This is a genomic window from Streptomyces sp. NPDC004721 (assembly GCF_053601495.1).
This window is the reverse complement of record NZ_JBSGBZ010000038.1, coordinates 1-24,039: the sequence shown is the minus strand read 5'-3', so window position 1 is coordinate 24,039 and position 24,039 is coordinate 1. Positions and strand designations below refer to the sequence as shown.

Below are 24,039 nucleotides of genomic sequence, written 5' to 3'. Positions count from 1 at the left end.
GACCGGGGTTGATGCCGCAGAACAGCACCCTCAGGCCGTCCGCGACGACATCCGGGACCGGATGGTCGCGGGCGGCCTCGAGCTCCGCCGGGGTGAAACGGGTCAGAGGATCGCCCCCGGCGCGTAGGCCGCGGCCTCCGGGCGCTGCTTCACGATCTCCTCGATCCGGCCCACGACCGCGCCGACCTGGTCGGCCGCCGCGCCGGTGAAGGACAGCTTGTCGGCCATCAGCGCGTCCAGCCCCGCTCGGTCGAGCGGGAGTCGGTCGTCGGCGGCCAGCTTGTCGAGCAGGTCGTTGCGCTCGGCGCCCTGCTCGCGCATGGCGAGCGCGGTCGCGACGGCGTTCTCCTTGATCGCCTCGTGGGCGACCTCGCGGCCGACCCCGGCCCGCACGGCGCCCATCAGCACCTTGGTCGTGGCCAGGAACGGCAGGTAGCGGTCCAGTTCGCGGGCGATCACCGCGGGGAAGGCGCCGAACTCGTCGAGCACCGTCAGGAACGTCTCCAGCAGGCCGTCCAGCGCGAAGAACGCGTCCGGCAGCGCGACCCGGCGCACCACCGAGCAGGACACGTCGCCCTCGTTCCACTGGTCGCCCGCCAGCTCGCCGGTCATCGAGGCGTAGCCGCGCAGGATCACCATCAGGCCGTTGACGCGCTCGCAGGAGCGGGTGTTCATCTTGTGCGGCATCGCGGAGGAGCCGACCTGGCCCGGCTTGAAGCCCTCGGTGACCAGCTCGTGCCCGGCCATGAGCCGGATCGTCTTCGCCAGCGAGGAGGGTCCTGCCGCCAGCTGCACCAGCGCGGTGACGACCTCGTAGTCCAGCGAGCGCGGGTAGACCTGGCCGACCGACGTGAACGCCCGCGAGAAGCCGAGGTGCCCGGCGACGCGCCGCTCCAGCTCCGCGAGCTTCGACGCGTCGCCCCCGAGCAGGTCCAGCATGTCCTGGGCCGTGCCCACCGGACCCTTGACACCGCGCAGCGGGTAGCGGCCCAGCAGCTCCTCGACCCGCCCGTGCGCCACCAGCAGCTCGTCCGCCGCGGTCGCGAAACGCTTGCCGAGGGTGGTCGCCTGCGCGGCGACGTTGTGCGAGCGGCCGGCCATGACCAGCTCGCCGTACTCGGCGGCCAGCCTGCCCAGCCGGGCGAGGACGGCGACCGTGCGGTCCCGCATCAGCTCCAGCGAGAGCCGGATCTGCAGCTGCTCGACGTTCTCGGTCAGGTCGCGGGAGGTCATGCCCTTGTGCACGTGCTCGTGCCCGGCGAGGTCGTTGAACTCCTCGATCCGCGCCTTCACATCGTGCCGGGTGACCTTCTCGCGCTCCGCGATCGAGGCCAGGTCGACCTGGTCGAGGACCCGCTCGTAGTCGGCGATCGCCTCGTCCGGCACCTCGATGCCGAGGTCCTTCTGGGCGCGCAGCACGGCGAGCCATAGCTGCCGCTCCAGCCTCACCTTCTGCTCGGGCGACCAGAGCGTGGCGAGCTCGGCGGAGGCGTAACGTCCGGCGAGGACGTTCGGGATGCGGGGCTTGGCGGGCGCTGAAGTCACGTAGACGGATTCTACTGGCGATTCGTGCAGGCCAGCGCCGCGGGGGTGTTCGTGGGAAGCTACGAGAGCTCCGCGTCGGCCGCCGTCGGCGGCTGCGCCGGGTCCTCGTAGGGCAGCAGCTCGGGCCGCTTCGCGGGGCGGCCGTCGCCCGAGGAACGGCCGGTCAGGCGCCGTCCTATCCACGGCAGCAGATGCTGCCGGGCGAAACGGGCGTCCGCCACCCTGCGGGCGCGCCAGTCCGGACGCGCTGTCGCCGGCATGGGCGTGTGCCACTCGGAGTCCTCGGGCTCGTGGCCGAGCGTCTGCCACACCGCCTCCGCGACCCGGCGGTGGCCCTCGGCGGTCAGGTGCAGCCGGTCCACGTCCCACAGCCGGGGGTCGGCGAGCGACGGAGCCCCGTACAGGTCGACGACGAGCGCGCCGTGCCGTTCGGCGAGCTCGTCGACGCAGGCGAACAACTCCTCCATACGGGGCCGGAAGCGCTCCAGGACGGGGCCCTGCCGGCCGGGGCTGCGCATCAGCACCAGCCGCTCGCACGACGGCGCGAGCCGCTCCACGGCCTCCGTGAGCAGCCCCGTGACCCTGCCCATGTCGCACTTGGGGCGCAGCGTGTCGTTGAGGCCGCCCACCAGGGTCACGACGTCGGCCCGCATGGCCGCCGCCGTCTCCACTTGCTCGTCGACGATCTGTCCGATGAGCTTGCCGCGTACGGCGAGGTTGGCGTACCGGAAGCCGGGTGTGCGGGCGGCCATCCGCGCCGCGAGGAGGTCCGCCCAGCCGCGGTACGAACCGTCCCGCAGCCGGTCCGACATGCCCTCGGTGAAGGAGTCGCCGACCGCGACCAGGCTGGTGTAAGTGGGATTCGTCTGCATGGCGTGAGTGATGGTATCCGTGCGGCCCAGCGCCATACCAAGCGGTTGGTCCGCCGGGCTCAGGCCGTCCCGGTCACTCCCGCCGGTCCGAACAGCTCCCGCAGCACGTCCTCCATCGTCACCAGGCCCGCCAGCCGGTCGTCGGCACCCAGGACGGCCGCCAGATGCGCACGACCGCCGCGCATCGCGGTGAGCACGTCGTCCAGCGGTGTGCCCTCGCGGACCCGGGCGATCGGGCGCATGTCCCGCAGCCGGAACGGCTCTCCTCGTGGTGAGGCGTCCAGGGCGTCCTTCACATGCAGGTAGCCGACGATGTGGCGCTCCTCGTCGACCACGGGGAAGCGCGAGAAACCGGATTCGGCCGACAGCGCCTCCAACTGCTCGGGGGTGACCCCCAGACGCGCGTGGACGACCCGCTCCAGCGGGAGCACCACGTCGCGCACAGGCCGGCTGCCGAGCTCCAGCGCGTCGTGCAGCCTCTCCTGCGCCCGGTCGTCGATGAGGCCGGCCGCGCTGGCGTCCTTGACGATCTGGGCCAGTTCCGAGTCCGTGAAGGTCGACGAGACCTCGCCCTTGGTCTCCACCCGCAACAACGTGAGCAGGGTGTTCGCGAACGTGTTCACCGTGAAGATCACCGGACGCAGTGCCCGGGACAGCGCGACCAGCGGCGGCCCGAGCAGCAGCGCGCTGCGCACGGGCTCCGCGAGCGCGACGTTCTTCGGCACCATCTCGCCGAGCAGCATGTGCAGATACGTCGCCAGGGCCAGCGCGATCACGAACGACACCGCGTGGCCCGCACCCGGCGGTACGCCCACCGCGTGGAACACCGGCTCCAGCAGGTGCGCGATCGCCGGCTCGGCGACCACACCGAGGACCAGGGTGCACAGGGTGATGCCCAGCTGCGCCGCGGCCAGCAGCGCGGACACGTGCTCCAGGCCCCACAGCACGCTCCTGGCGCGCCGGTCGCCCTCCTCGGCGTACGGCTCGACCTGGCTGCGGCGCACCGAGATCAGCGCGAACTCGGCGCCCACGAAGAAGGCGTTGACGACCAGGGACGCCAGGCCGATCAGGATCTGTACGGCGGTCACCGGCCGGCCCTCTTCTCGTCGTGCGCGTCACCGCGCGGATGATCGGTCCGCCCTGCGGGTCCCTCGCGGTCCCCGCAGTCCTCGCGGCCGTCGCCGTCCTCGTCGTCGAGCGGCGCGTGCAGCAGCACGCGCGCGGCCCGGCGGCCGCTCGCGTCCACCACGTCCAGCCGCCAGCCGGCGACCTGGAGGATGTCGCCGGTCTCGGGGATCCGGCCCAGCTCGTTGGCGATCAGGCCGGCCAGCGTCTCGTACGGGCCCTCCGGCACCCGCAGCCCGACCCGCGCGAGCTGGTCCACCCGCGCGGAGCCGTCGGCCGAGTACAGGCCGCGGCCCTCCTCATCGGCCCCGGCCGGGGCGAGGTCGGGTGTCTCGTGCGGGTCGTGCTCGTCACGCACCTCGCCGACCACCTCCTCGACGATGTCCTCCAGCGTCGCCACGCCCGCGGTGCCGCCGTACTCGTCGATGACGACCGCCATCGTGCGTTTCCCGGAGAGCCGGTCCAGCAGCCGGTCGACGGTCAGCGACTCGGGGACCAGGAGCGGCTCGCGCATGATCTCGGAGACCCGCGTGCGGGTGCGCCGCTCGGAGGGCACCGCCAGCACGTCCTTGATGTGGGCGGTGCCCACGACCGAGTCGAGGCCGCCCTGGTACACGGGGAACCGCGACAGCCCGGTCGCCCGGGTCGCGTTCGCCACGTCCTCGCAGGTCGCCTGGGCGTCGAGGGCCACGACCTGGACGCGCGGGGTCATCACGTTCTCCGCGGTCAGGTCGGCCAGGTTGAGGGTCCGCACGAACAGCTCGGCGGTGTCCGCCTCCAGGGCGCCCTCCCTGGCGGAGTGCCGGGCCAGGGCGGCGAGCTCCTGGGGGCCGCGTGCGGAGGCGAGTTCCTCGGCGGGCTCCACGCCGAGCCGGCGCACCACGTGGTTCGCCGTGTTGTTCAGGTGGGTGATGAAGGGGCGGAAGGCGGCGCTGAACCAGCGCTGCGGATTGCCCACCCGCCTGGCCACCGCGAGCGGCGAGGAGATCGCCCAGTTCTTGGGCACCAGCTCGCCGACGACCATCAGAAACACCGTGGACAGGGCCGTGCCCAGGACCAGCGCCACCGTGGTCGCGGCGGACCGGGACAGGCCGAGCGCCTGAATGGGGCCCGCGATCAGCTTGGCGATCGACGGTTCGGCGAGCATGCCGACCACCAGATTGGTGACGGTGATGCCGAGCTGCGCGCCGGAGAGCTGGAAGGTCAGGTTCCGTACGGCCTTCAGCGCGCCGGCCGCGCCGCGTTCACCGCGCTCGGCCGCCCGCTCCAGGGCACCGCGCTCGACGGTCGTCAGCGAGAACTCGGCCGCGACGAAGGCGCCGCAGGCGAGACTCAGCAGCACCGCCACCAGCAACAGGAGCACTTCGGTCATCGGGTCACCCCCGACCTATGGTCGGGCAGGACGGGGACAGGCGCGCTATGTCGCGCTCGGGGAGGCTCGCCCATGGGCGGACGCTCACAACCTTTCATGGAGGACCGTGTGTCCTCCAAGAGTAAAGGAAGGGCAAAGTGGAGTCGGGGGCCAGTCCGTCAGGACCTCACGGGCCAATGGGTCAGGACCTCACGGGTCAGTCCGTCAGGGGCTTCACCCAGCGCCGCCAGCGTTCCTCGGGCGCGTAGCCCGCCGCCCGCCAGGCGCGGTGCGCGGTCTCGTTGCGGGTGAGCACCATGGCGTCCCCGCGCCGCCCGCCGAGCCGCACGAACCGCTCCTCGGCGGCCGCCAGCAGGGCCGAGCCGATGCCCCGGCGCCGCCGGTCCGGGTGCACGGCCAGCCGGTACAGGTGGCAGCGCCAGCCGTCGAAGCCCGCGATGACCGTGCCGGCCAGCTCGCCGTCCTGCTCCGCCAGCAGCAGGGCTTCCGGGTCGCGGGCGAGCAGGCGGGCCATGCCGTTCCGGTCGTCGCTGATGCTCGTGCCCTCCGCGGCCGTCGTCCAGAAGGCCAGCACGGTGTCGAGGTCGTCGGCGGTCGCGGCGCGTATGTGCAGATCGCTCATGCGGTGATCAGACCACGCACCGCCGCCCGCCGGGCCCTATTCCAGCATCCGGACGCCAGTGCTGCGACCGGGTCACTCGTGCGCGATCGCCGCCAGCACGTTCATCCGGGAGGCGCGCAGTGCGGGCAGCAGGGCCGCGACGACGCCCACGAGCGCCGAGCCGACCACCACCGCCACGATCGTGGCCCACGGGATGGCCAGCGCCTTCATGCCCTGGAGGGCCAGCACCCGCTGGGTGCACAGGCCCCACACCAGGCCCAGTGCCAGCCCCAGGACCGCGCCGAAGACCGCGATCACCACCGACTCCAGCCGGATCATCCGCCGCAGTTGCCGGCGGGCCAGCCCGATGGCCCGCAGCAGACCGATCTCCCGGGTGCGCTCCACCACCGACAGGGCGAGGGTGTTGACCACGCCCAGGACCGCGATGACGATCGCGAGGCCGAGCAGCGCGTAGACGAGGTAGAGCAGGACCGCGATCTGGTCGTGGACCAGCTTCTTGTAGTCCGCCTGGTCGCGCACCTCCACATTGGGGTACGGAGTCAGGGCCTTCTCCAGGTGGGAGCGCAACTGGCCGGTGCCGGTGCCGGGCGCGGCGTTCACGTACAGGACCGCGTCCGGGGTGCCCGGCACGTACTTCTCCAGGGTCCCCATGCCGAAGTACACGCCGCCCTCGATGCCGAACCCCTCGGCCGCGTCCTGGTTGGTCAGCGCCGCCACGGTCAGCCGGGCCAGCCGTCCGCCCTGGAACTCGACGGGCAGTACGCTTCCGGCCCGCACCCCGTGCTTCCCGGCGAAGCGGGCGTCCATGGCGATGTGCCCGTCGGCGAGGGCCGCCGCCGTGTCGCCGTGGACGTACTTGATGTGGGCGACCGAGTCGAGCCGCGGGTCGTACCCGGATGCGGTGGTCTCGACGCGCTTGCCGTCCGGCATCCGCAGGGCGACCGCCGCCAACCGCTGCCGTACGACGGTGCCGGCGCCCCGGGTGCCGCGCACCGCGTCCGTGACCTCCGCGGAGAACGGCAGGAAGCTGCGGTTCTGCACCAGGTAGTCGGCGCCCAGCACCTTGTCGATCTGGCGGTCCAGGGAGCTGGTCATGGAGGCACTGGCCACGGACAGCCCGCCGACCAGGGCCAGGCCCACCATCAGGGCGGCCGCGGTGGCACCGGTCCGGCGCGGGTTGCGCAGCGCGTTGCGCTGGCTCATCCGTCCGATGGACCCGAACAGGGCCGGGAAGGCCCCGCCCAGCACCCGGATCAGCGGGCGCACCAGCAGCGGCCCCGCGACGACGGCGGCGACCAGGGTGAGGACGATGCCCACGCCAAGGAGCGAGGCGGCGGTCGCGGTCCGGTGCGCGGCGGCGCAGCCCGCGAGCGCGGCCGCGCCGGCCGCTCCCACGCCGGCGCCCGCCAATGCGCGCACCCGCAGCGGCCGGCCCACCCCGGTCACCTCGGCGTCCGCCAGGGCCGCCATGGGCGAGACGGTGGCGGCGCGGCGGGCCGGGAGGTAGGCGGCCAGGAAGGTGACGCCGATGCCGACGGCGTACGCGGCGACGGGCGTGATCCACCGGACGACCATCGCCGCGGTCGTCAGGTTCATGCCGAAGGCGCTCATCAGCCGGATCAGCCCGGCCGCGAGGCCGATCCCGGTCGCCAGCCCCACCGTGGAGCCGACCACGCCGAGCAGCACCGCCTCGGCCAGCACCGAGCGGCGAACCTGCCGCCGGTCGGCGCCCAGGGCGCGCAGCAGGCCCAGTTCGCGGGTGCGCTGGGCGATCAGCATGGAGAAGGTGTTGACGATCAGGAAGATGCCGACGAGGACCGCGATCCCGGCGAATCCGACCATGACGTACTTGATGATCTTGACGAATCCGCCGAGCCGGGCGGCGGCGGACTTGGCCTGCTCACTGGCCGTCCTGAGGTCGTAGCCGGTGGTACCGACGGCCCGGCCGACGCGCTGCTTGAGCTCGGCGTCGGTGACGCCCTTGGCCGCGTCGACCGAGATGCTCGTCGCGCGGGCCGTGGAGCCGAGCAGCCTGGATTGGGCGGTGGGGGTGTCCAGGAAGAGCCTGGCCGCGCCCGGGTTGGTGGTGGTGAACGTGGCGATGCCGACGACCCGGACGCGGAACGAGCCAAGCTGCGCCTGGACCGCGAGCACGTCGCCGATCCGCACGCCGTTGTGCCGGGCGGTGTCGGCGTCCAGCAGGGTCTCGGCGTCGCCGTGCGGGGCGTGGCCGGAGGTCAGCCGCACCGGGCTGCGGTCGGTGACCTGCCAGTTGGAGACGATCGTCGGGGCGCCCGTGGTCGGGCCGACCGGGTTGTTGTGGCTGTCGACGACCATGGCGTTCTGGACGGCCACGTCCACGTGCGTCGCCGCGACGCCGTCGACCCCGGCCACCCGTTGGGCGAGGGACGCCGGCACGGTCTGCACGACCCCGGTGGGCAGCGCGGACTGCAGCTCCTGCTTCGGGGCCACCGTCACATCGGCTGCGGTGGAGGCGAAGAGCCGGTCGAAGGTGCGGGCGACGGTGTCGGAGAAGATCAGGCTGCCCGTGACGAAGGCCACGGACAGGATGACGGCCAGGGCCGAGAGCAGCAGCCGCCCCCTGTGGGCCAGGAAGCTGCGCAGTGTCGCCTTGAGCACGGGGTCAGGCCTCCTCGACGGCGACGCCGTCCCCGTCGAACCGGTCGTGGACCACGTCGAAGCCGGGGGTGAGGCTGGGGGTGGGGCTGGGAGTGGGAACGGCCCCTCCGGCGAACAGGCGCATGCGCTCCAGAACGGCCTCCGCGGTCGGGTGCTCCATCGTGTCCACGATCCGGCCGTCCGCGAGGTACAGCACCAGGTCGGAGTGGGCGGCGGCGTTCGGGTCGTGGGTCACCATGACGACGGTCTGCCCGAGGCTGTCGACGGCGTCGCGCAGGAAGCCGAGCACCTCCAGGCCGGCCCGCGAGTCGAGATTGCCGGTCGGTTCGTCGGCGAAGATCAACTCCGGCCGCGAGGCCAGGGCCCGCGCGCAGGCCACGCGTTGCTGCTGGCCGCCGGACAGCTGGGACGGCCGGTGCCTGAGCCGGTTGCGCAGCCCCAGGGTGTCGATGACCTCGTCCAGCCACTTCTCGTCGGGCTTCCGGCCCGCGATGTCCATCGGGAGGGTGATGTTCTCCAGCGCGTTCAGGGTGGGGATGAGGTTGAACGACTGGAACATGAAGCCGATCCGGTCACGGCGCAGCCGGGTCAGTTCGCGGTCCTTCAGTCCGGTGATCTCGGTGTCGCCGACCCAGACATGACCGGCCGAGACGGTGTCGAGCCCGGCCAGGCAGTGCATCAGCGTGGACTTCCCGGAGCCGGAGGGGCCCATGACCGTGGTGAAACGGCCGCGCTCGATGTCGACGTCCACCGAGTCCAGCGCGAGGACGGCGGTCTCGTCCGATCCGTACGACTTGGTCAGTCCGCGGGCGCGGGCGGCGATCCCGTCGACCGACGCCTGGGCCGGCGGCGCAGCAGGTGTGGACACGGGGGCCTCCTTGGGGGTCCTTCGACCCGTTACGTCCTGGCTCATGACAGGTTTGTCCCCGGACGAGCGTAATGTGATCGGGCCCACAGTCGGTATCCTCCGTTGGGCCCAGAAGCGGTCTCCGCCTTCAGGACGGGGCCCTGATACCCCTGTAAGGGGCATGCGGGCTCCACCCTGTGCCTGTGCCCACGCGGCCGAGGCGCGAGTGAACACCTGATGGGCCGATCAGGTGGCCGGCCGATCACCGAGGCCGGTGGAGACCGGTCGCCAGGCGGTGCCCAGCGCGCAGTACGAGGAGGGCAGGACCGGACCCTGTTCCGGAACCAGCATCCGCCGGTAGGGGCCGAGCTCGAACCCGGCGTCGCGCAGGGCGGAGACCGGATCGCGGGACAGATGGCAGCCGCCGCTCAGCAATGGCCACACCGTGAGGTCCAGGGCACGCTGGGTCAGGGTCATCGCCCGGCCACCGCCCCTGCCGTGCTCGAAGAACCGCACCTCGCCGCCGGGCTTCAGCACCCGCCGCGCCTCGGCGAGCGCGCGCGGCACGTCGCGCACGCTGCACAGCACCTGCGCGAGCACCACCGCGTCGAACGCCTCGCTCTTCACCGGCAGCGCCTCCGCGCAGCCCGGCACCACGTCGACCGGGAGCTCGGCGCGCACGGCGGCCTCGAGCGCCCGCTGCCGCAGCAGCCGCTCCGGTTCGATCGCGACGACCTCCGCGACGGAGCCCGGATAGCGCGCGAAGTTCAGCCCGTTGCCCGCGCCGATCTCGATCACCCGCCCGGACAGCCCGGCCAGCAGTCTCTGGCGCACCCCGGCGATGCCCATGCTGGTCTCCGCGGCCACGCTGGCGCGGGCGTAGTAACGGGCGAACACCGGATGACGCACGGCATCCCGTGCCGCCTTCCCGGAGTCGACGGACCGCAAGAACATGGCACCCTCCCCGACCGCGACGGGCCTACGGTGAGTGTCCCCCACGCCTGCCCACCGCACGCCCACCCATGCCGATCCCCAACCCCGCCCGCACGTCCCGGCCGAGCCTGCGGCACGTGCGCTGGAGCCGTGCGCCGTCCCCCGCCGTCCGGTCCGCGTCCCCGATGTGCGTGGCGCACGTACGCGGGGGCTCGTCGTACGTGCCGCACATCCGCAGGGCTGGGGTGGTCTCCGGGTGTCACCCGGGGCCGCCTGGCGCGCTCGTCCGCAGGACCGCAACGCGCCTCCGCGCCGGGAGGCCGTCGCAGCCCGCCGCGCGTTGGATGGCGCAAGCCGTACCCGTCCGCGGCGTGCCCGCCTGTGCCGTTGGCCGTGCGCTGGTCCGGGTTGGTCCGACGAGCCTGCCGGCACGGGGGACGGTCCGGCGCTCGGCTGCCGTGTGCCGGTCTGTCGTGGTCGGTCGCCCGGCTGCCGTAGCCCGAGCGCCGCCCGATCCGCGCTGGGTGGCCGCGGCGGCCGACCGCGTTGGGTGGCGCAAGGCCTAGCCGTCCGCGGTGTGCCCGCCTGCGTCGTCGGCCGTGCGCTGGCCGGGTTGGTCCGACGAGCCTGCCGGCGCGGGCGACGGTCCGGCACCCGGCTGCCGCGTGCTGGCCTGTAGTGGTCGGTCGCCCGGGCGTCGTGGTCCGAGGGCCGCCCGATGCGCGCTGGATGGCTCGTCGCGGCCCGCCGCGCGTGGGATGACGTAAGCCGTATCCGTCCGCGGCGCGCCCGCCTGTGCCGTCGGCCGTGCGCTCGTCCGAGCTGGCTCGACGGCTCAGCGTCCGGCCGCCGCACACGGGCCGTCGTGGCCGGTCACCCGGCCGCGACCCGGCCGCACACGGGCGGCGTGCGAGCACGTGGGCCAGGTGTCCGTACATCCGCTGCCCCGCTCAGGCTCCCCGTACGAACGGCGCGGGTGCCTCCCGGGCGGTGAACTCCTCCGCGTTCCACAAGCCGTTCAGACACGGGGCCAGCCACTCGGGGGCCATGGTCCGGAAGGTGGCCGGGGGCAAGGCTCCGGCGGCTTCGGGGAGGGCGCCGAGCAGGGGGGCGCCGGCCGCTTCGGGGAGGTCGGTGACGTTGCAGCGGCAGGCGAGGTCGGGCGCGGTGGGCCAGCTGCCGATCACCACGCCGAGGAGATCCAGCTCGCGGGAACGCAGTTCACGGGCCGTCAGCTCCGTCGTGTTCAGCGTGCCCAGACCCGCCGTGGCCACGACCAGCACCGGGGCACCCAGCAGCTTCGCCGCGTCCGCCAGCGTGCCGCCGTCCGCGTCGAAGCGGACGAGCAGCCCGCCCGCGCCTTCCACCAGGACCAGATCGTGCTCGGTCGCCAGCTTGGCGGCGGCCTCGGCCACCTCGGGCGGGCGCACCGGCGCCCGCCCGGCCCGAAGGGCCGCCGTCGCGGGCGCCAACGGCTCGGGATAGCGGGCGAGTTCGCGCGCCGTCACCGCACCGGCCAGCCGAGCGACCTCGTCGGCGTCCCCGCGCTCGCCCGGCCCCACGCCGGTCTGCGCGGGCTTCAGCACGGCCACCGACCGCCCGGCCGCGACGGCCGCAGCGGCGACGGCGGCCGTCGCCACCGTCTTGCCGACCTCCGTGCCCGTTCCCGTGATCACCAGTACCGGCATCTCAGCCCTCCCGCGCCGCCGCGCACACCGCGCGCGCGATCCGTGCCACGTCCACGTCACCGGTGACGTACGGCGGCATCGTGTACACCAGGTCACGGAACGGCCGCAGCCACACGCCCTCGCGGACGGCCGCCCGGGTGGCCGCCGCCATGTCCACCGCGTGGTCGAGCTGGACCACTCCGACGGCGCCCAGGACCCGTACGTCCCGCACCCCCGGCAGCTCCGCGGCCGGAGCCAGTCCGTCCCGCAGCCCCGCCTCGATCCGCTTGACCTCCATGCGCCAGTCCTGGCCGAGCAGCAGTCCGATCGACGCGCAGGCCACGGCCGCCGCCAGCGGGTTGGCCATGAACGTGGGGCCGTGCGCGAGCACCGGCACCTCGCCGCGCGAGATCCCCTCGGCCACCCGCGTGGTGCACAGCGTCGCCGCCATCGTCAGATAGCCGCCGGTCAGCGCCTTGCCCACGCACATCACGTCCGGCGTCACGGCGGCGTGCTCCGCCGCGAACAGGGCGCCGGTGCGCCCGAACCCGGTCGCGATCTCGTCGAACACCAGGAGCACGTCGTGCGCGTCGCACACCTCGCGCAGCACCCGCAGATAGGCGGGGGAGTGGAAGCGCATCCCACCCGCGCCCTGGACCACCGGTTCGACGATCACGGCGGCCAGTTCGCCGGCGTGCCGTTCGACCGTCTCCCGCAGATGGTCGGCGTACGCCTCCTCGTACTCGGTCGGCGGCGCGTCCGCGAAGACCTGACGTGGCAGCACACCGGTCCACAGCTCGTGCATCCCGCCCTCGGGGTCGCACACGGACATCGGCTGCCAGGTGTCCCCGTGGTAGCCACCCCGCCAGGTCAGCAGCCGCCGCTTGTCCGGGCGGCCGAGCGAGCGCCAGTACTGAAGGCACATCTTGACCGCGACCTCGACCGACACCGAACCGGAGTCGGCGAGGAACACATGCTCGAGGCCCTCTGGTGACATGTCGACAAGGAGCTTCGCGAGCCGGATGGCGGGCTCGTGCGTGAGCCCGCCGAACATCACGTGGCTCATCCGCTCCAACTGCTCCCGTGCGGCCTCGTTCAGCACCGGGTGGTTGTAGCCGTGGATCGCCGCCCACCACGACGACATGCCGTCGACCAGTTCGCCCGAGCCGTCCGCGAGCCGCAGCCGCACCCCGCTCGCCGACTCCACGACGAGCGGTTCGTGGCGGCCGGGCATGGGTCCGTACGGGTGCCACACGTGCCGCCGGTCGAGCTCCAGCAGTTCGGGCACGCTCTTGCCGGGTGTGGCGTGCGGTTCAGGCATTGGGTGCGAGGTCCGTTCCGGCGCCCCGGCGGCGTACGGCGACGAGATCCGTACGCGGCTCGCTGCCGGTCGCGGTCGCGGCCGGTGCCGATGCCGTTTCCTCCGCCGGTGCAGCGGCGGAACCGCAGACCCCGCCACCCTGGTGCGACCCGCACCCCGGCCCCTCGTGCGCACCGCGGCCCGAGCCCTCGTGGGACCCGCACCCCGCGCCGTCGTGCGACCCGCACCCGCCCCCGGCCGCCCCCCGGTGCTCGGGCAGCGTCACCTGGTCGGCATCCTCCACCTCGAACCCGGCGTCCGCGATCATCTCCAGGTCGGCCTTGCCCGCCTGGCCCTCGCTGGTCAGATAGTCGCCGAGGAAGATCGAGTTGGCCAGGTGCAGCGCGAGGGGCTGCATGGTGCGCAGGTGCACCTCGCGGCCGCCCGCGATCCGCACCTCCACGTCCGGGCAGACGAACCGGACCATCGCCAGGATCCGCAGGCAGCGCTGCGGGGTCAGGTTCCACTCCTTGGCGAGCGGTGTGCCCTCGAACGGGATCAGGAAGTTCACCGGAACGGAGTCCGGGTCCAGCTCGCGCAGCGAGAAGACCACGTCGACCAGGTCCTCGTCGCTCTCGCCCATCCCGGCGATGAGCCCGGAGCAGGCGGACAGCCCGGCCGCGTGCGCCTTGTTCACCGTGTCCACCCGGTCGGCATAGGTGTGGGTGGTGGTGATGTCGCCGTACGTCGCCTCGGAGGTGTTGAGGTTGTGGTTGTAGGCGTCGGCCCCGGCCTCGCGCAGCCGTTCGGCCTGGCCGTCGGAGAGCAGGCCGAGGCAGGCGCACACCTCGACGCCCTCGTTCTGCTCCTTGATCGCCTTGATGGTGTCGGAGACCCGGTCCACGTCACGGTCGGTCGGGCCGCGCCCGCTGGCCACCAGGCAGACCCGCTTGGCGCCGCCCGCCAGCCCCGCCGCGGCGGCCCTGGAGGCGTCGTCGGGCTTGAGCCAGGTGTACTTGAGGATGTCGGCCTTCGAGCCGAGCCGCTGGGAGCAGTAGGAGCAGTCCTCGGGGCACAGGCCCGACTTGAGGTTGACGAGATAGTTGAGTTTCACCCGCCGGCCGAACCAGTGGCGGCGCACCTTCCCGGCCGCGGACACCACATCGAGCAGGTCGTCGTCCGAGGTGGCCAGTACGGCCAGAGCTTCCCCGCGGGTCGGCGACTCGCGCCGAAGCCCCTTGTCCACCAGCGTGTTCAGCAGGTTCATGAGAGCTGATCCTGTCCTACGGCCCGGTCCGCGGCCAAGGAGACTCCGCACAACGACGGGCACATCGACATGTGGGTATTGCCACATCATGGGCGGCCCGCCCTGCCGCTAGGGTCTGTCCACTGCCTACAAATGCCCCGGAGGACCCATGGCGTTCGGCTGGATCGAGGAGCAGGCGGACGCACGCCGCCGGGCCGGACTCGTACGGACCCTGCGGCCCCGCCCCGCCGACTCGCCGCTGCTCGACCTCGCGGGCAACGACTACCTGGGGCTGGCCCGCCATCCGGAGGTGACCGAGGGGGCCGCGGCCGCGGCGCGCACCTGGGGCGGCGGCTCGACCGGCTCCCGGCTGGTCACCGGCACCACCGAACTCCATGCCGAACTGGAGCGCGAGCTGGCCGGTTTCTGCGGCTTCGAGGCGGCGCTGGTCTTCTCCTCCGGATACGCCGCGAACCTGGCCGCGGTCACCGCGCTCGCGCCGCACGGCTCGCTCGTCGTCTCCGACGCGGGCAACCACGCCTCGCTCATTGACGGCTGCCGACTGGCCCGGGGTACGACGCAGGTCGTCGCGCACGCCGACCCGGACGCCGTGCGCAAGGCGCTCGGCACGCACGAGGGGCCGGCGGTGCTCGTGTCGGACACGGTGTTCTCGGTCGACGGCGACGCGGCCCCGCTGGGGGAGTTCGCCGCGGCCTGCCGGGAGCACGGCGCCGGTCTCGTCGTCGACGACGCCCACGGGCTGGGCGTCCTGGGCGCCGGCGGCCGCGGCGCCGCGCACGCGGCCGGGCTGGCGGGCGCCGGCGACGTGGTCGTCACGGCCACGCTGTCGAAGTCGCTCGGCAGCCAGGGCGGAGTCGTCCTCGGGCCCGCGCGGGTGATCGACCACCTGGTCAACGCGGCCCGGACGTTCATCTTCGACACCGGTCTCGCCCCCGCGGCCGCGGGGGCCGCCCTCGCGGCGCTGCGACTGCTGCGCCGCGAGCCGGAGCGGGCGGCACGCGCGCGTGCCGTGGCGGCCGAACTCCACGCCCGCCTGACCGCCGCGGGCCTGGAGGCCGTACGTCCGGACGCTGCGGTGGTCTCGGTCCGCGCGCCGTCCCCGGAGCGGGCCGTGCGGTGGGCGGCCGACTGCCGGGCGGCCGGGCTGGCCGTGGGCTGCTTCCGTCCTCCTTCCGTGCCCGACGGCATCTCACGGCTGAGGCTGACCGCCCGCGCGGACCTCTCCGGGGCGCAGATCGAACGCGCTGTACGGGTGATCGGTGGAACACGGCCATGAGTCGGCGTGACACGGCCGGGCGTCACCGGGTGTGGATATGACCGGATTGTCCGTCAGGTGCGGTGTGTCGCAGCCATGAAGCCTGCCCAGCTCGCGGGGGAGAAGAGCAGTGCGGGCCCGGCCGGGGCCTTGGAGTCGCGCACGGCGAGCAGCCCGGCCCACGGTCCCGTGGCGGGCCGGGCCGTCTCGACGCAGTTGTTGGCTCCCGTGCTGTAGCTGCTGCGCAGCCAGCGCACGCCGTGCAGATCGGTGCTGGAAGGTACGTGCCGAGGCGGAGCGGACATGGTGCCTCCTTAACGCGGTACGCGGTTGTGCGCCGTCAGGGGGTCTGGCGTATCCCGGCGATGAAGTCCAACGAGTCCTCGGGCGAGAGGGCGTGGAGCCGCAGGGTGTCGAAGGCCTCGGCGTAGGCCTCTAGGTCTTCTTTCCGCTCGAGGTGGAGGCTACTCGTCAAGTGGTCGAGAACCACCACGTTCAGATCAGATGCGTTCGAAAATGAGAAGATAACGAAAGGGCCGGTGATGCCGATGTGGGCGCCGGCGGCGAACGGCAACACCTGGAGCCGTACTTGGGGCAGCCGGGCCGCCTCCGTCAGCCGCTCCAGCTGCCGCCTCATCACCTCGGGCCCGCCCACCTCCCGGCGCAGCACCGCCTCGTCCAGCACCGCGTCCAGCTCCAGCGGCGGTCGCGAGCGCAGCACGTCCTGGCGGGCCAGCCGTACCTCCACCAGCGCGTCCAGCCGGTCCTCGTCGAGGTTGTCCACGGCGGCCCGGGTGACCGCGCGCGCGTACTCGGGCGTCTGGAGCAGACCGGGGACGACCGAGGTCTCCAGGGTGCGCATCCCGCTCGCCTGCGACTCCAGGCTGATGAAGTCCCGGTAGGTCGGCGGCAGCACTCCGCGGTAGGCGTGCCACCAGTGGTGCCGGTCGCCGCCGTCGTCCAGCCCCGCCAGGACCAGGAGCAACTCACGCAGCTGGGTGTCGTGGACCGCGTACGCGTCCAGGAGCGAGCGCACGTCGGCCGGTTTCACCCCGCTGGTGCCGGTCTCGATCCGGCTGACCTTCGACTGGTGCCAGCCGACCAGACGGGCCGCCTCACCGCTGGTGAGACCCGCGCCGGTGCGCAGGGCGCGCAGTTCGGCGCCCAGCTTCCGGCGGCGCACCTCGGGACCGTGTTGCATGGGCTACTCCCTCGCTCCCTCTGAACGCTCCACGCGACCCGCTCCGAATACGGTCTGCCGTCGCAGAGTTCACCGCATCGAGCGACAGATATATGCATATCTCGGTGGATCGCCACCGAGAGCGGAGTGCTGATGGCAGTCTGACGGCGAAGCACCAGTGCGGGACCGTACTCGAATCATCCGCTCAGTGTCGGACTCCGGCCCCGTGGGAAAGGGACGACGTCGCCATGGCAGACCATCTGGAAGCATCCGTCACTCTGCCGAGCGATCCCGCCTCGGTCTGCGCGGCCCGTGCCTATGTGGCCGGCACGCTCGTGGAGTGGGGCCTGCCGCCGGCCGCGGACACCGCCGAGACGGTCCGGCTCATCGTCTCCGAACTCGCCACCAACGCCGTACAGCACACTTTCGGGCAGTCACCCACCTTCACGGTGGACCTCGTCCTCGTGCGTGACGAACGACTGCACATCGGGGTCACCGACAGCCACCCCCGGTTCCCGAAACGCCTGCCGGCCGCCGTCCAGCAGGACAACGGCCGGGGCATGGTGATCATCCGGTGGCTCACCGCCGAGTGCGGCGGCAGCCTGACCGTGCGGCCGACCCGGGAGGGCGGCAAGACGGTCTGCATCGAACTTCCGTGGTCGGTTCCCGCCCGCCCGGTGACGGCCGCGGGGCAGGAACCGTAGGAACGTGCGGTGACGAGTCGAAGCTCCGCCACCGCACCGCACCGCGGCCGGGTCAGCGCACCCGGCCGTACCAGACGCTCTTCGTCCAGATCTTCTGGAGCTTCACCACGTCCCCGGTCTTCGGGGCGTGCCAGATCTTGCCCTTGCCGGCGTAGATGCCCACGTGGTACACGTTCGAGCCCGAGTGGAAGAACACCAGGTCCCCGGCTCGGCGGCTGCCCGCGGAGATGTGCCGGCTCTTGTTGTACTGCTGTGCGGCCGTGCGGGGCAGCGTCTTGCCCGCCCTCTTGAACGAGTACAGCGTGAGCCCGGAGCAGTCGAACCTCCGCGGCCCCGTGGCGCCCCACTGGTAGGGCGACCCCTGCTTGGACGCCGCGATCCGCAGCGCCGCGTTCGCGGTCGTCGCGGCCGAGGCCTCGGAGGCCACACCCGGGACCACGATCGAGCCGCTCACGGCGGCCAGGGTCAGAGCCGAGGCCGTGCCGGCCCGGGCCATCAGCGACGGGACACGATTGAGCGCAGTCATGCGCAACCCTTCGTCAGCCGCCTGTGAAGGATGACCTGTCGGATTCGGGCTGGCGAAGTTGCCCGGCCGCGTTGCCGCGGCTTCACCCCAAGGGCTGCTCGGACCGGCCATGGCGTGACCGTTCCGGCGACCCGTCGTGCTTGGGTCCTCCACTCCTGCCGATCCACTCCTGTCGACCGGTCATCCGGGCGGCGGCAGGACTCGGCGTCCGCCCGGACCGCCCCGCCGTTGTGGCGGGGGCTTGTCGTCAGACAGGGATCTTCACCTACGGATGTCCGAAAATCCCAATGGAACCGCGTGTTTGTGTTGTTACTCACCACGCGCCCGTTCGGGTGGACACCCTCGCGATCGAACGGCTGCCCCCTCCCGCGACGACCCCCGGACCAGCACCGGAACACCTCATTCCGCCATCCGGGGAGGCGTGTTGCGCAACTGCGGCGGTCCCGAAAAGGGAGCTGAACCTACACCGAAAGGCGGTCGGTCATTCGGGGTGATTTCACCCCGTGTCCAGACAGATGGGCCCCTTCACCCGCCGAGACCGCGGCTGTGGATGACGTCAACTTCCGCAGTCGGGCGGCAGGGTGACACGGGCCGTGCGCCGCTCGCCGTCCAGTACTCGCAGCGCCCGGGCCAGAGTGTCCGCGTGCAGCTCGGTCTCGCCCCGCCGGTGCATCAGCGCCAGCGTGTCCCGCAGCTCCACCGCCCTGCCGACGAGCGCCTGGGCGGCCCTCAGGGCCCGGTAGGTGTCTCCGGGCCGTCCCGGGTTGACGCGGCCCAGCAGGTCGGCCGCCTCCAGGTAACGGTCGATCAGCTCCGCCTCGGCGCGGGTCAGCGCCGGCAGGGGCGGCAGCTCGGGTGGCAGCATCGGCGGCTCACCCCGCGTCCGGCGCGGTGCGTGTGGCCCCGCGGTTCGGGATTATTCGGTCAATCAGCCCATATTCCAGGGCCTCTTGTGCGTCCAGCACCTGCTCCCGCTCCAGGTCGGTCCGTACCTGCCGGGCGGACCGCCCGGTGCTCCGCGCGAGCAGTTCCTCCAGGCGGGCGCGCACCCGCGTCAGCTCGTCCGCCTGGATCGCCAGGTCGGACGCCTGGCCCTCGACCGGCTCGGGCAGTGACGGCTGCCGCAGTACCACGCGGGCGCCGGGCAGCGCGTACCGCTTGCCCGGGGTGCCCGCGGCCAGTAGTACCGCCGCTGACGCGACGGCCTGGCCCAGGCAGATCGTCTCCACGTCGCAGCACACGTACCGCATCGTGTCGTGGACGGCCAGCATCGCGCTGAACGAGCCGCCGGGGGAGTTGATGTAGAGCGAGATGTCCCGGTCGGGCGTCCGGTGCTCCAGGTGGACGAACTGTGCGATGACGTCGTTCGCCGCGGTGTCGTCGATCGGTGTGCCGAGGAGGACGATCCGCTCCTCGAGCAGTTTCGCGTACGGATCCAGGGACCGCCGGCCGGCGCTGGTGATCTCGGTGAACTCCGGCAGGACGTAGCGGGCGGACGGTCGCGTCATGGCACACCCCTCCATGCGGCGGTGCCGTCTCCGGTCGGAGAGGCCTCTGTAAAAAATGTACAGGATGTACGTAAGTCGCGGCGAGCTTTCCGGGGCCGGGTGCGGGAACGGCTCCGGGTCGTGCACGGCGTCCTCCGGGGTGAAGCTGGAAGCACGGGTGCTCGACGACCCAGGGGACTGGTCATGGTGTTCTTCGCGATGTCCGAGCGGCACCCTCTCCCGCCGCTCTCCGCCACCGATCCGGTGCTGGAGCACGAGCGACTGCACCAGGAGATCGAGCAGCTCCAGCGGGCCCTGACCTCGCACGCGGTCATCGACCAGGCGATCGGCGCCGTGGTGACCTTCGGGCAGATCCCGCCGGAGGACGCCTGGCAGGTCCTGCGGGAGGTCTCCCAGCGGTCCAACACCAAGCTGCGCACGGTGGCCGAGCACGTGCTGAAGTTCGCCCAGGGCGGTGCTCTGCCCGACATCGAGCTGGAGCAGCTGAGGCGGGCGCTGGGGCGGTACTCCGCACGCTTCTGCGGCGAGCGGTCGCAGCCCTGAGAGCGGCGCGAACGCCCCGTAAGGTGGGGGTATGGCCTACGAGATTCCGGTGACGCAAGCCAGGGCTGAGCTCGCCGACCTGATCAACCGGGTGGTGTACGGCGGAGAGCGCGTGGTCGTCACGCGGCACGGCAAGCCGCTCGTCGCCCTGGTCTCCGCCGCCGATCTGGAACGACTCGAGCAGCTCGCGGAGCCTGCCGGGGACCCGGTGGTCGGCGCCGTCTCGCAGGTTCGCGACGTCCCGTCCGCCCCTCCTGAGCAGCAGCAGCGCTTCGGCATCACGGCGGACCATCGGGGGCCGGAGGTCCGCTAGCGGTGAGGCCCGGGGCGGCGCGTGTTCCGCGTCGCCGGCGGGTCTGAACTGCACTGCCCGAAGAGGCAGTTGAATTCCCTGCGGGGCCCGTGAGGGGCCCCGCCCCGCTGTCACGCCGCAAGGCGGCGCGCTCCGACGGCCGGGTGAGTGACGAACAGCCCTATCTTCAGGCCGCTGCCGAGCCCTTTGGTACTCCGCTCAGCGGGACACGCCGCGCCGCTTATCGGATTGGCAAAGAAGGTCAACGACCCCTGTTCTCAGGCACCTCACAGCAGCAAGGATCCCCGTACCCAATTCGCAACGATGTACGGGGAGGTCCCACTTGAGGGACATGAGACCCAAGAACCGTGCGCTGGCGCTCGGTTCGGCCGGCGCGCTGGTCACGGCGACCCTGATAGCCGGCGCCATGGCGACGCCCGCAGCCGGAGCGAACAACGGCCAGGGCCAGGACCGCGAGACCCGCGGCGCGGCGATCGCCGCGGAGCGTGCCGCGAAGGCCGGCATCGACTGGCAGGACTGCCCCGCCGACTGGGGGCTGGTCAAGCCCATCCAGTGCGGATACGTCTCGGTGCCGGTCGACTACGCCGACCCGTACGGCAAGCAGATCAAGCTGGCCGTCGACCGTATCGGCAACACCGGCACCAAGGAGGAGCGCCAGGGCGCCCTCGTCTACAACCCGGGTGGCCCCGGCGGTTCGGGCCTGCGCTTCCCGACCCGGGTCACCAACAAGAACGTCATCTGGGCCAACGTCGCGAAGGCCTACGACTTCGTCGGCTTCGACCCGCGCGGTGTCGGCCACTCGGCGCCCATCTCCTGCGCGGATCCGCAGAAGTTCGCCCAGGGTTCCGGGATGGATCCGGTGCCCGACTCCGAGGCCGACAAGAGCATCCAGCGCAAGCTGGCCCGCGAGTACGCGCAGGGCTGCATCGAGCGCACCGGCGCCGCCATGCTCCAGTCGATGACCACCGCGAACACGGTCCGCGACCTGGACGTCATCCGCGCCGCGCTCGGCGAGCAGAAGCTCAACTTCCTCGGCGTCTCCTACGGCACCTACCTCGGCGCCGTCTACGGCACCATGTTCCCGGGCCACGTGCGCCGGATGGTCGTCGACAGCGTGGTCAACCCGGCGCGCGAGAACATCTGGTACCAGGCCAACCTGAACCAGGACACCGCCTTCGAGGGCCGCTGGAAGGACTGGCAGGACTGGGTCGCCGCGAACGACGCCACCTACCACCTGGGCGCCACCCGCGACGCCGTCCAGGAGCAGTGGCTGAAGCTGCGCGCCACCGCCAAGAAGAGCCCCATCGGCGGGGTCGTCGGCCCCAACGAGCTGATCTCCTTCTTCCAGAGCGCGCCGTACTACGACTCGTCGTGGGCGCCGGTGGCGAGGGTGTTCAGCAAGTACGTCGCCGGTGACACCCAGGCGCTGATCGACGCCGCCGCCCCGGACATGTCCGACATCGCGGGCAACATCTCCTCGGAGAACGGCAACGCCGTCTACACCGCCGTGGAGTGCACCGACGCCAAGTGGCCCACCAACTGGCAGACGTGGGACCGGGACAACACGCGGCTCCACAAGACCGCCCCGTTCATGACGTGGGCCAACGCGTGGATGAACCTGCCGTGCGCCACGTGGCCGGTCAAGCAGCAGAACCCGGTGGACGTGAAGACCGGCAAGGGCCTGCCGCAGGTGCTGATCGTGCAGTCCACGCGCGACGCCGCCACCCCGTACGCGGGCGCCGTCGAGCTGCACAAGCGCTTCGCGGGCTCCCGTCTGATCACGGAGAAGGACGCGGGGTCCCACGGCGTCACCGGCCTGGCCAACCCGTGCATCAACGACCGGGTGGACACCTACCTGCTCACCGGCAAGGTCGACACTGCGGACGTGACCTGCGCACCGCACGCCACGCCGAAGGCGTAGCGATCGGCGGAAGGTGACGACGAGGGGCGGCCGGATACCCGGCCGCCCCTCTCGCGTGTACGGCGTGCCCCGCGGCGTCAGGTGAGCGGCGCGCGCGGGAACCTGCGCCTGTCGCCCTTCGCGTCGTCCTGCGCCGCCTTGGCCACGGCCGCGTACTGGTCGACGTACTCCTGCTCGGACAGCGACAGGATGGCGTACATGATCTCGTCGGTGGCGGCGCGCAGGATCGCCTTCTCGTTCTCCATGCCCGCGTAGCGGGAGAAGTCCAGCGGCTTGCCGAAGCGGATCACGATCGGGTGCGGGCGCGGGACGGTCTTCCCGGGCGGCTGGGCCTCGAACGTGCCGATCATCGCGCACGGGACGACCGGCACCCCGGCCTTGAGCGCCATGACCGCGACGCCGACCTTGCCCTTGTACAGGCGGCCGTCGTGCGACCGGGTGCCCTCCGGGTAGATGCCGAGCAGCTCGCCCTTGCGCAGCACCCCGAGCCCCTCCCGGATCGCGGCCTGCCCGGCCTCCTTGCCCGAGCGGTCCACCGGGATCTGCCCCGCGCTGCGGAAGAAGGCCGCGGTGAGCCGGCCCTTGATGCCCGGGCCCGTGAAGTACTCGGCCTTGGCCAGGAAGGTGATCCGCCGTCTCAGGATCGCGGGCATCAGGAAGTGGTCCGAGAACGACAGGTGGTTGCCCGCGACGATGGCCGCTCCCGAGGCCGGCACGTGCTCCAGTCCCTCGATACGGGGCCGGAAGACCAATCTGAGCAGCGGTCCCAGCAGAACGTATTTGAGCAGGTAGTAGAACACGGTTCGCCCCTCACTCCGACCAGCTCGGCTTCAGACCGGTGTTTTGCCAGGTAAAGGGCAGGATCCCGGAATTGGTCCACGTGCGTCAGTAGTCATCTGTAACCGCCTTCGACCGTGCTCATGCTGACCCGTCGCCCCCGCGCCGGACGGACGTGCCGGTATGCGGCAGACGGGTGGCGCGGACCTGCGAGAATGAGGCCCATGCCAGGGTCCGAGGGTTTTGAGTCCGAGTCCGAACGCGTCACGCGACAGCTGCGCGACCAGATCCTCGACGGTGACCGACGGCCAGGCAGCAAACTCGTCGAACGGGAACTCGCCGCCGAACTCGGGGTGAGCCGGCTCCCGGTCCGCGAGGCCCTGAAGGCGCTGGTGGCGGAGGGACTGGTCACACCGCGCCCGCGCACCTGGGCCGTCGTACGCGAGTTCACCTCCACCGACATCTCCGACCTCGACGAGGTCCGCACCGCCCTGGAGACGCTGACGTTCCGGCTCGCGGCTCAGCGGCGCAACCGCGCCGGCCTGGAGAAGCTGCGCGCGGACCTGGACTCCGAGCTCGAAGCGGCGCGCCAGGGAGACGCCGTCAAGGCGCGGCGGGCTGCGGCCGACTTCCACGAGACCGTGACGGCGATGGCCGCCAACGAGCTGCTGAACGAGCTGGGTACCACGCTCCGAAGCCGTATGCGCTGGCTGCTGGCCCAGCACGACGACCTCGTGACCGTCGCGAAGGAGCACGAGGCGCTCTACGAGGCGATCGAGGACCGGGACGTGCCGAGGGTCGAGGAGCTGGTCATGAAGCACCTGGCCACCAGCCGCGACGTCGCCTCGACCCACCGCAGGCAGTTGCCGCGATAGCTTGAGAACGCGCTCGGCGGCGGCCGGACGGACGGGGAACCGGTGCATCTTCCCGGAGTCCGCGCGAGCCGGTCGGCGGGGGCCGCGGCTGCCCGGCCCCGGGCCGGAAGACACTCGGGCCGGAAGACATGTGGGTGGCCGGAAGCCCCCCGGGGGGGGGGGGGGGGGGGCGGGGTTCGGAAGAGCACACGAAATAAAACCAATCACTTCAGAAACAAGATAGGTTTGCGGCAGAGTGATTTAAAAA

Annotated in this window: 23 protein-coding genes; 6 read left to right on the top strand and 17 right to left on the bottom strand. The window is 72.1% G+C overall.

From position 1 onward, the window contains the following. Nucleotides 1-102: 102 nt before the first annotated feature. From purB to bioB, 11 genes are all read right to left on the bottom strand, one after another. Entirely contained in the window at nt 103-1,545 is a 1,443-nt protein-coding gene (gene purB, locus ACWEK3_RS28885) for an adenylosuccinate lyase (protein ID WP_361414754.1), read from the bottom strand. Nucleotides 1,546-1,604: 59 nt separating this feature from the next. Next, entirely contained in the window at nt 1,605-2,417 is an 813-nt protein-coding gene (locus tag ACWEK3_RS28880; protein WP_450547363.1) for an SGNH/GDSL hydrolase family protein, read from the bottom strand. Nucleotides 2,418-2,476: 59 nt separating this feature from the next. Further along, nucleotides 2,477-3,505, bottom strand: a complete 1,029-nt coding sequence (locus ACWEK3_RS28875) for a hemolysin family protein (protein WP_450547364.1) — start codon at nt 3,503-3,505, stop codon at nt 2,477-2,479. Further along, on the bottom strand, nt 3,502-4,914 hold the full coding sequence (locus ACWEK3_RS28870; protein WP_450547365.1) for a hemolysin family protein: 1,413 nt from the start codon (nt 4,912-4,914) through the stop codon (nt 3,502-3,504). The genes ACWEK3_RS28875 and ACWEK3_RS28870 overlap by 4 nt, the downstream gene beginning before the upstream one ends. Nucleotides 4,915-5,110: 196 nt before the next feature. After that, complete coding sequence (locus tag ACWEK3_RS28865) at nt 5,111-5,536, bottom strand: GNAT family N-acetyltransferase (protein ID WP_450547366.1); 426 nt, start codon at nt 5,534-5,536, stop codon at nt 5,111-5,113. A gap of 72 nt (nt 5,537-5,608) precedes the next feature. After that, the gene (locus ACWEK3_RS28860) at nt 5,609-8,176 is read right to left on the bottom strand and encodes an ABC transporter permease (protein ID WP_450547367.1); all 2,568 of its coding nucleotides are present in this window, start codon (nt 8,174-8,176) and stop codon (nt 5,609-5,611) included. Between the two features lie 4 nt (nt 8,177-8,180). Next, nucleotides 8,181-9,044, bottom strand: a complete 864-nt coding sequence (locus ACWEK3_RS28855; RefSeq protein WP_453250951.1) for an ABC transporter ATP-binding protein — start codon at nt 9,042-9,044, stop codon at nt 8,181-8,183. Between the two features lie 225 nt (nt 9,045-9,269). Beyond that, nucleotides 9,270-9,977 (bottom strand): class I SAM-dependent methyltransferase, encoded by a 708-nt coding sequence (locus ACWEK3_RS28850; RefSeq protein ID WP_450547368.1) that lies wholly within the window; start codon nt 9,975-9,977, stop codon nt 9,270-9,272. A gap of 929 nt (nt 9,978-10,906) precedes the next feature. Beyond that, nucleotides 10,907-11,644, bottom strand: coding sequence for a dethiobiotin synthase (gene bioD, locus ACWEK3_RS28845; RefSeq protein ID WP_453250950.1), 738 nt, complete (start codon nt 11,642-11,644; stop codon nt 10,907-10,909). 1 nt (nt 11,645) lies between these two features. After that, nucleotides 11,646-12,944, bottom strand: a complete 1,299-nt coding sequence (locus tag ACWEK3_RS28840) for an adenosylmethionine--8-amino-7-oxononanoate transaminase (RefSeq protein ID WP_453250949.1) — start codon at nt 12,942-12,944, stop codon at nt 11,646-11,648. Beyond that, nucleotides 12,937-14,190 carry a biotin synthase BioB gene (gene bioB / locus ACWEK3_RS28835; protein WP_453250948.1) on the bottom strand — a complete coding sequence of 418 codons (1,254 nt, stop codon included), beginning with the start codon at nt 14,188-14,190 and terminating at the stop codon, nt 12,937-12,939. Before bioB ends, ACWEK3_RS28840 begins: the two co-directional genes overlap by 8 nt. A 148-nt stretch (nt 14,191-14,338) precedes the next feature. Between bioB and ACWEK3_RS28830 the strand changes: the two genes are divergently transcribed. Further along, nucleotides 14,339-15,466: an 8-amino-7-oxononanoate synthase gene (locus ACWEK3_RS28830; RefSeq protein WP_450542531.1), complete on the top strand. Its 1,128-nt coding sequence runs from the start codon at nt 14,339-14,341 to the stop codon at nt 15,464-15,466. A 53-nt stretch (nt 15,467-15,519) separates the two neighbouring features. Here the strand turns inward: ACWEK3_RS28830 and ACWEK3_RS28825 are convergent, their stop codons facing one another. Then, nucleotides 15,520-15,750 (bottom strand): DUF397 domain-containing protein, encoded by a 231-nt coding sequence (locus tag ACWEK3_RS28825; protein WP_361414730.1) that lies wholly within the window; start codon nt 15,748-15,750, stop codon nt 15,520-15,522. A gap of 35 nt (nt 15,751-15,785) precedes the next feature. Continuing rightward, a complete protein-coding gene (locus tag ACWEK3_RS28820) occupies nt 15,786-16,646 on the bottom strand; it encodes a helix-turn-helix domain-containing protein (RefSeq protein WP_450542529.1) in 861 nt (286 codons plus the stop codon). 227 nt (nt 16,647-16,873) lie between these two features. On the opposite strand from ACWEK3_RS28820, the gene ACWEK3_RS28815 reads away from it, so the two are divergent. Then, nucleotides 16,874-17,329, top strand: a complete 456-nt coding sequence (locus tag ACWEK3_RS28815) for an ATP-binding protein (protein ID WP_450542527.1) — start codon at nt 16,874-16,876, stop codon at nt 17,327-17,329. Between the two features lie 52 nt (nt 17,330-17,381). Here ACWEK3_RS28815 and ACWEK3_RS28810 read toward each other — a convergent pair whose 3' ends face one another. The 3 genes from ACWEK3_RS28810 to ACWEK3_RS28800 form a co-directional block, all read right to left on the bottom strand. After that, nucleotides 17,382-17,855 carry a C40 family peptidase gene (locus ACWEK3_RS28810; RefSeq protein ID WP_384428178.1) on the bottom strand — a complete coding sequence of 158 codons (474 nt, stop codon included), beginning with the start codon at nt 17,853-17,855 and terminating at the stop codon, nt 17,382-17,384. A 556-nt stretch (nt 17,856-18,411) separates the two neighbouring features. Beyond that, nucleotides 18,412-18,720: a hypothetical protein gene (locus tag ACWEK3_RS28805; RefSeq protein ID WP_450542526.1), complete on the bottom strand. Its 309-nt coding sequence runs from the start codon at nt 18,718-18,720 to the stop codon at nt 18,412-18,414. Between the two features lie 7 nt (nt 18,721-18,727). Then, complete coding sequence (locus tag ACWEK3_RS28800) at nt 18,728-19,363, bottom strand: ATP-dependent Clp protease proteolytic subunit (RefSeq protein ID WP_450542524.1); 636 nt, start codon at nt 19,361-19,363, stop codon at nt 18,728-18,730. A 183-nt stretch (nt 19,364-19,546) separates the two neighbouring features. On the opposite strand from ACWEK3_RS28800, the gene ACWEK3_RS28795 reads away from it, so the two are divergent. The 3 genes from ACWEK3_RS28795 (at nt 19,547) to ACWEK3_RS28785 (ending at nt 22,140) form a co-directional block, all read left to right on the top strand. Next, nucleotides 19,547-19,906 (top strand): ANTAR domain-containing protein, encoded by a 360-nt coding sequence (locus tag ACWEK3_RS28795; RefSeq protein WP_361414718.1) that lies wholly within the window; start codon nt 19,547-19,549, stop codon nt 19,904-19,906. A 31-nt stretch (nt 19,907-19,937) separates the two neighbouring features. Further along, on the top strand, nt 19,938-20,219 hold the full coding sequence (locus tag ACWEK3_RS28790) for a type II toxin-antitoxin system Phd/YefM family antitoxin (protein WP_453250947.1): 282 nt from the start codon (nt 19,938-19,940) through the stop codon (nt 20,217-20,219). A 322-nt stretch (nt 20,220-20,541) separates the two neighbouring features. Then, complete coding sequence (locus ACWEK3_RS28785) at nt 20,542-22,140, top strand: alpha/beta hydrolase (RefSeq protein ID WP_453250946.1); 1,599 nt, start codon at nt 20,542-20,544, stop codon at nt 22,138-22,140. 77 nt (nt 22,141-22,217) lie between these two features. Here ACWEK3_RS28785 and ACWEK3_RS28780 read toward each other — a convergent pair whose 3' ends face one another. Next, nucleotides 22,218-22,940 carry a lysophospholipid acyltransferase family protein gene (locus tag ACWEK3_RS28780; protein WP_450542520.1) on the bottom strand — a complete coding sequence of 241 codons (723 nt, stop codon included), beginning with the start codon at nt 22,938-22,940 and terminating at the stop codon, nt 22,218-22,220. Between the two features lie 201 nt (nt 22,941-23,141). On the opposite strand from ACWEK3_RS28780, the gene ACWEK3_RS28775 reads away from it, so the two are divergent. Beyond that, a complete protein-coding gene (locus tag ACWEK3_RS28775) occupies nt 23,142-23,792 on the top strand; it encodes a GntR family transcriptional regulator (RefSeq protein ID WP_453063162.1) in 651 nt (216 codons plus the stop codon). The last annotated feature ends 247 nt before the right edge of the window (nt 23,793-24,039 follow it).

Excerpts from the sequence above, each read along its gene's own strand:
- ACWEK3_RS28880 (WP_450547363.1), bottom strand. The coding sequence starts at position 2,417 with ATGCAGACGAATCCCACTTACACCAGCCTGGTCGCGGTCGGCGACTCC.
- ACWEK3_RS28870 (WP_450547365.1), bottom strand. The coding sequence starts at position 4,914 with ATGACCGAAGTGCTCCTGTTGCTGGTGGCGGTGCTGCTGAGTCTCGCC.
- ACWEK3_RS28865 (WP_450547366.1), bottom strand. The coding sequence starts at position 5,536 with ATGAGCGATCTGCACATACGCGCCGCGACCGCCGACGACCTCGACACC.
- ACWEK3_RS28850 (WP_450547368.1), bottom strand. The coding sequence starts at position 9,977 with ATGTTCTTGCGGTCCGTCGACTCCGGGAAGGCGGCACGGGATGCCGTG.
- bioD (WP_453250950.1), bottom strand. The coding sequence starts at position 11,644 with ATGCCGGTACTGGTGATCACGGGAACGGGCACGGAGGTCGGCAAGACG.
- ACWEK3_RS28840 (WP_453250949.1), bottom strand. The coding sequence starts at position 12,944 with ATGCCTGAACCGCACGCCACACCCGGCAAGAGCGTGCCCGAACTGCTG.
- bioB (WP_453250948.1), bottom strand. The coding sequence starts at position 14,190 with ATGAACCTGCTGAACACGCTGGTGGACAAGGGGCTTCGGCGCGAGTCG.
- ACWEK3_RS28830 (WP_450542531.1), top strand. The coding sequence starts at position 14,339 with ATGGCGTTCGGCTGGATCGAGGAGCAGGCGGACGCACGCCGCCGGGCC.
- ACWEK3_RS28825 (WP_361414730.1), bottom strand. The coding sequence starts at position 15,750 with ATGTCCGCTCCGCCTCGGCACGTACCTTCCAGCACCGATCTGCACGGC.
- ACWEK3_RS28820 (WP_450542529.1), bottom strand. The coding sequence starts at position 16,646 with ATGCAACACGGTCCCGAGGTGCGCCGCCGGAAGCTGGGCGCCGAACTG.
- ACWEK3_RS28815 (WP_450542527.1), top strand. The coding sequence starts at position 16,874 with ATGGCAGACCATCTGGAAGCATCCGTCACTCTGCCGAGCGATCCCGCC.
- ACWEK3_RS28810 (WP_384428178.1), bottom strand. The coding sequence starts at position 17,855 with ATGACTGCGCTCAATCGTGTCCCGTCGCTGATGGCCCGGGCCGGCACG.
- ACWEK3_RS28805 (WP_450542526.1), bottom strand. The coding sequence starts at position 18,720 with ATGCTGCCACCCGAGCTGCCGCCCCTGCCGGCGCTGACCCGCGCCGAG.
- ACWEK3_RS28800 (WP_450542524.1), bottom strand. The coding sequence starts at position 19,363 with ATGACGCGACCGTCCGCCCGCTACGTCCTGCCGGAGTTCACCGAGATC.
- ACWEK3_RS28795 (WP_361414718.1), top strand. The coding sequence starts at position 19,547 with ATGGTGTTCTTCGCGATGTCCGAGCGGCACCCTCTCCCGCCGCTCTCC.
- ACWEK3_RS28790 (WP_453250947.1), top strand. The coding sequence starts at position 19,938 with ATGGCCTACGAGATTCCGGTGACGCAAGCCAGGGCTGAGCTCGCCGAC.
- ACWEK3_RS28775 (WP_453063162.1), top strand. The coding sequence starts at position 23,142 with ATGCCAGGGTCCGAGGGTTTTGAGTCCGAGTCCGAACGCGTCACGCGA.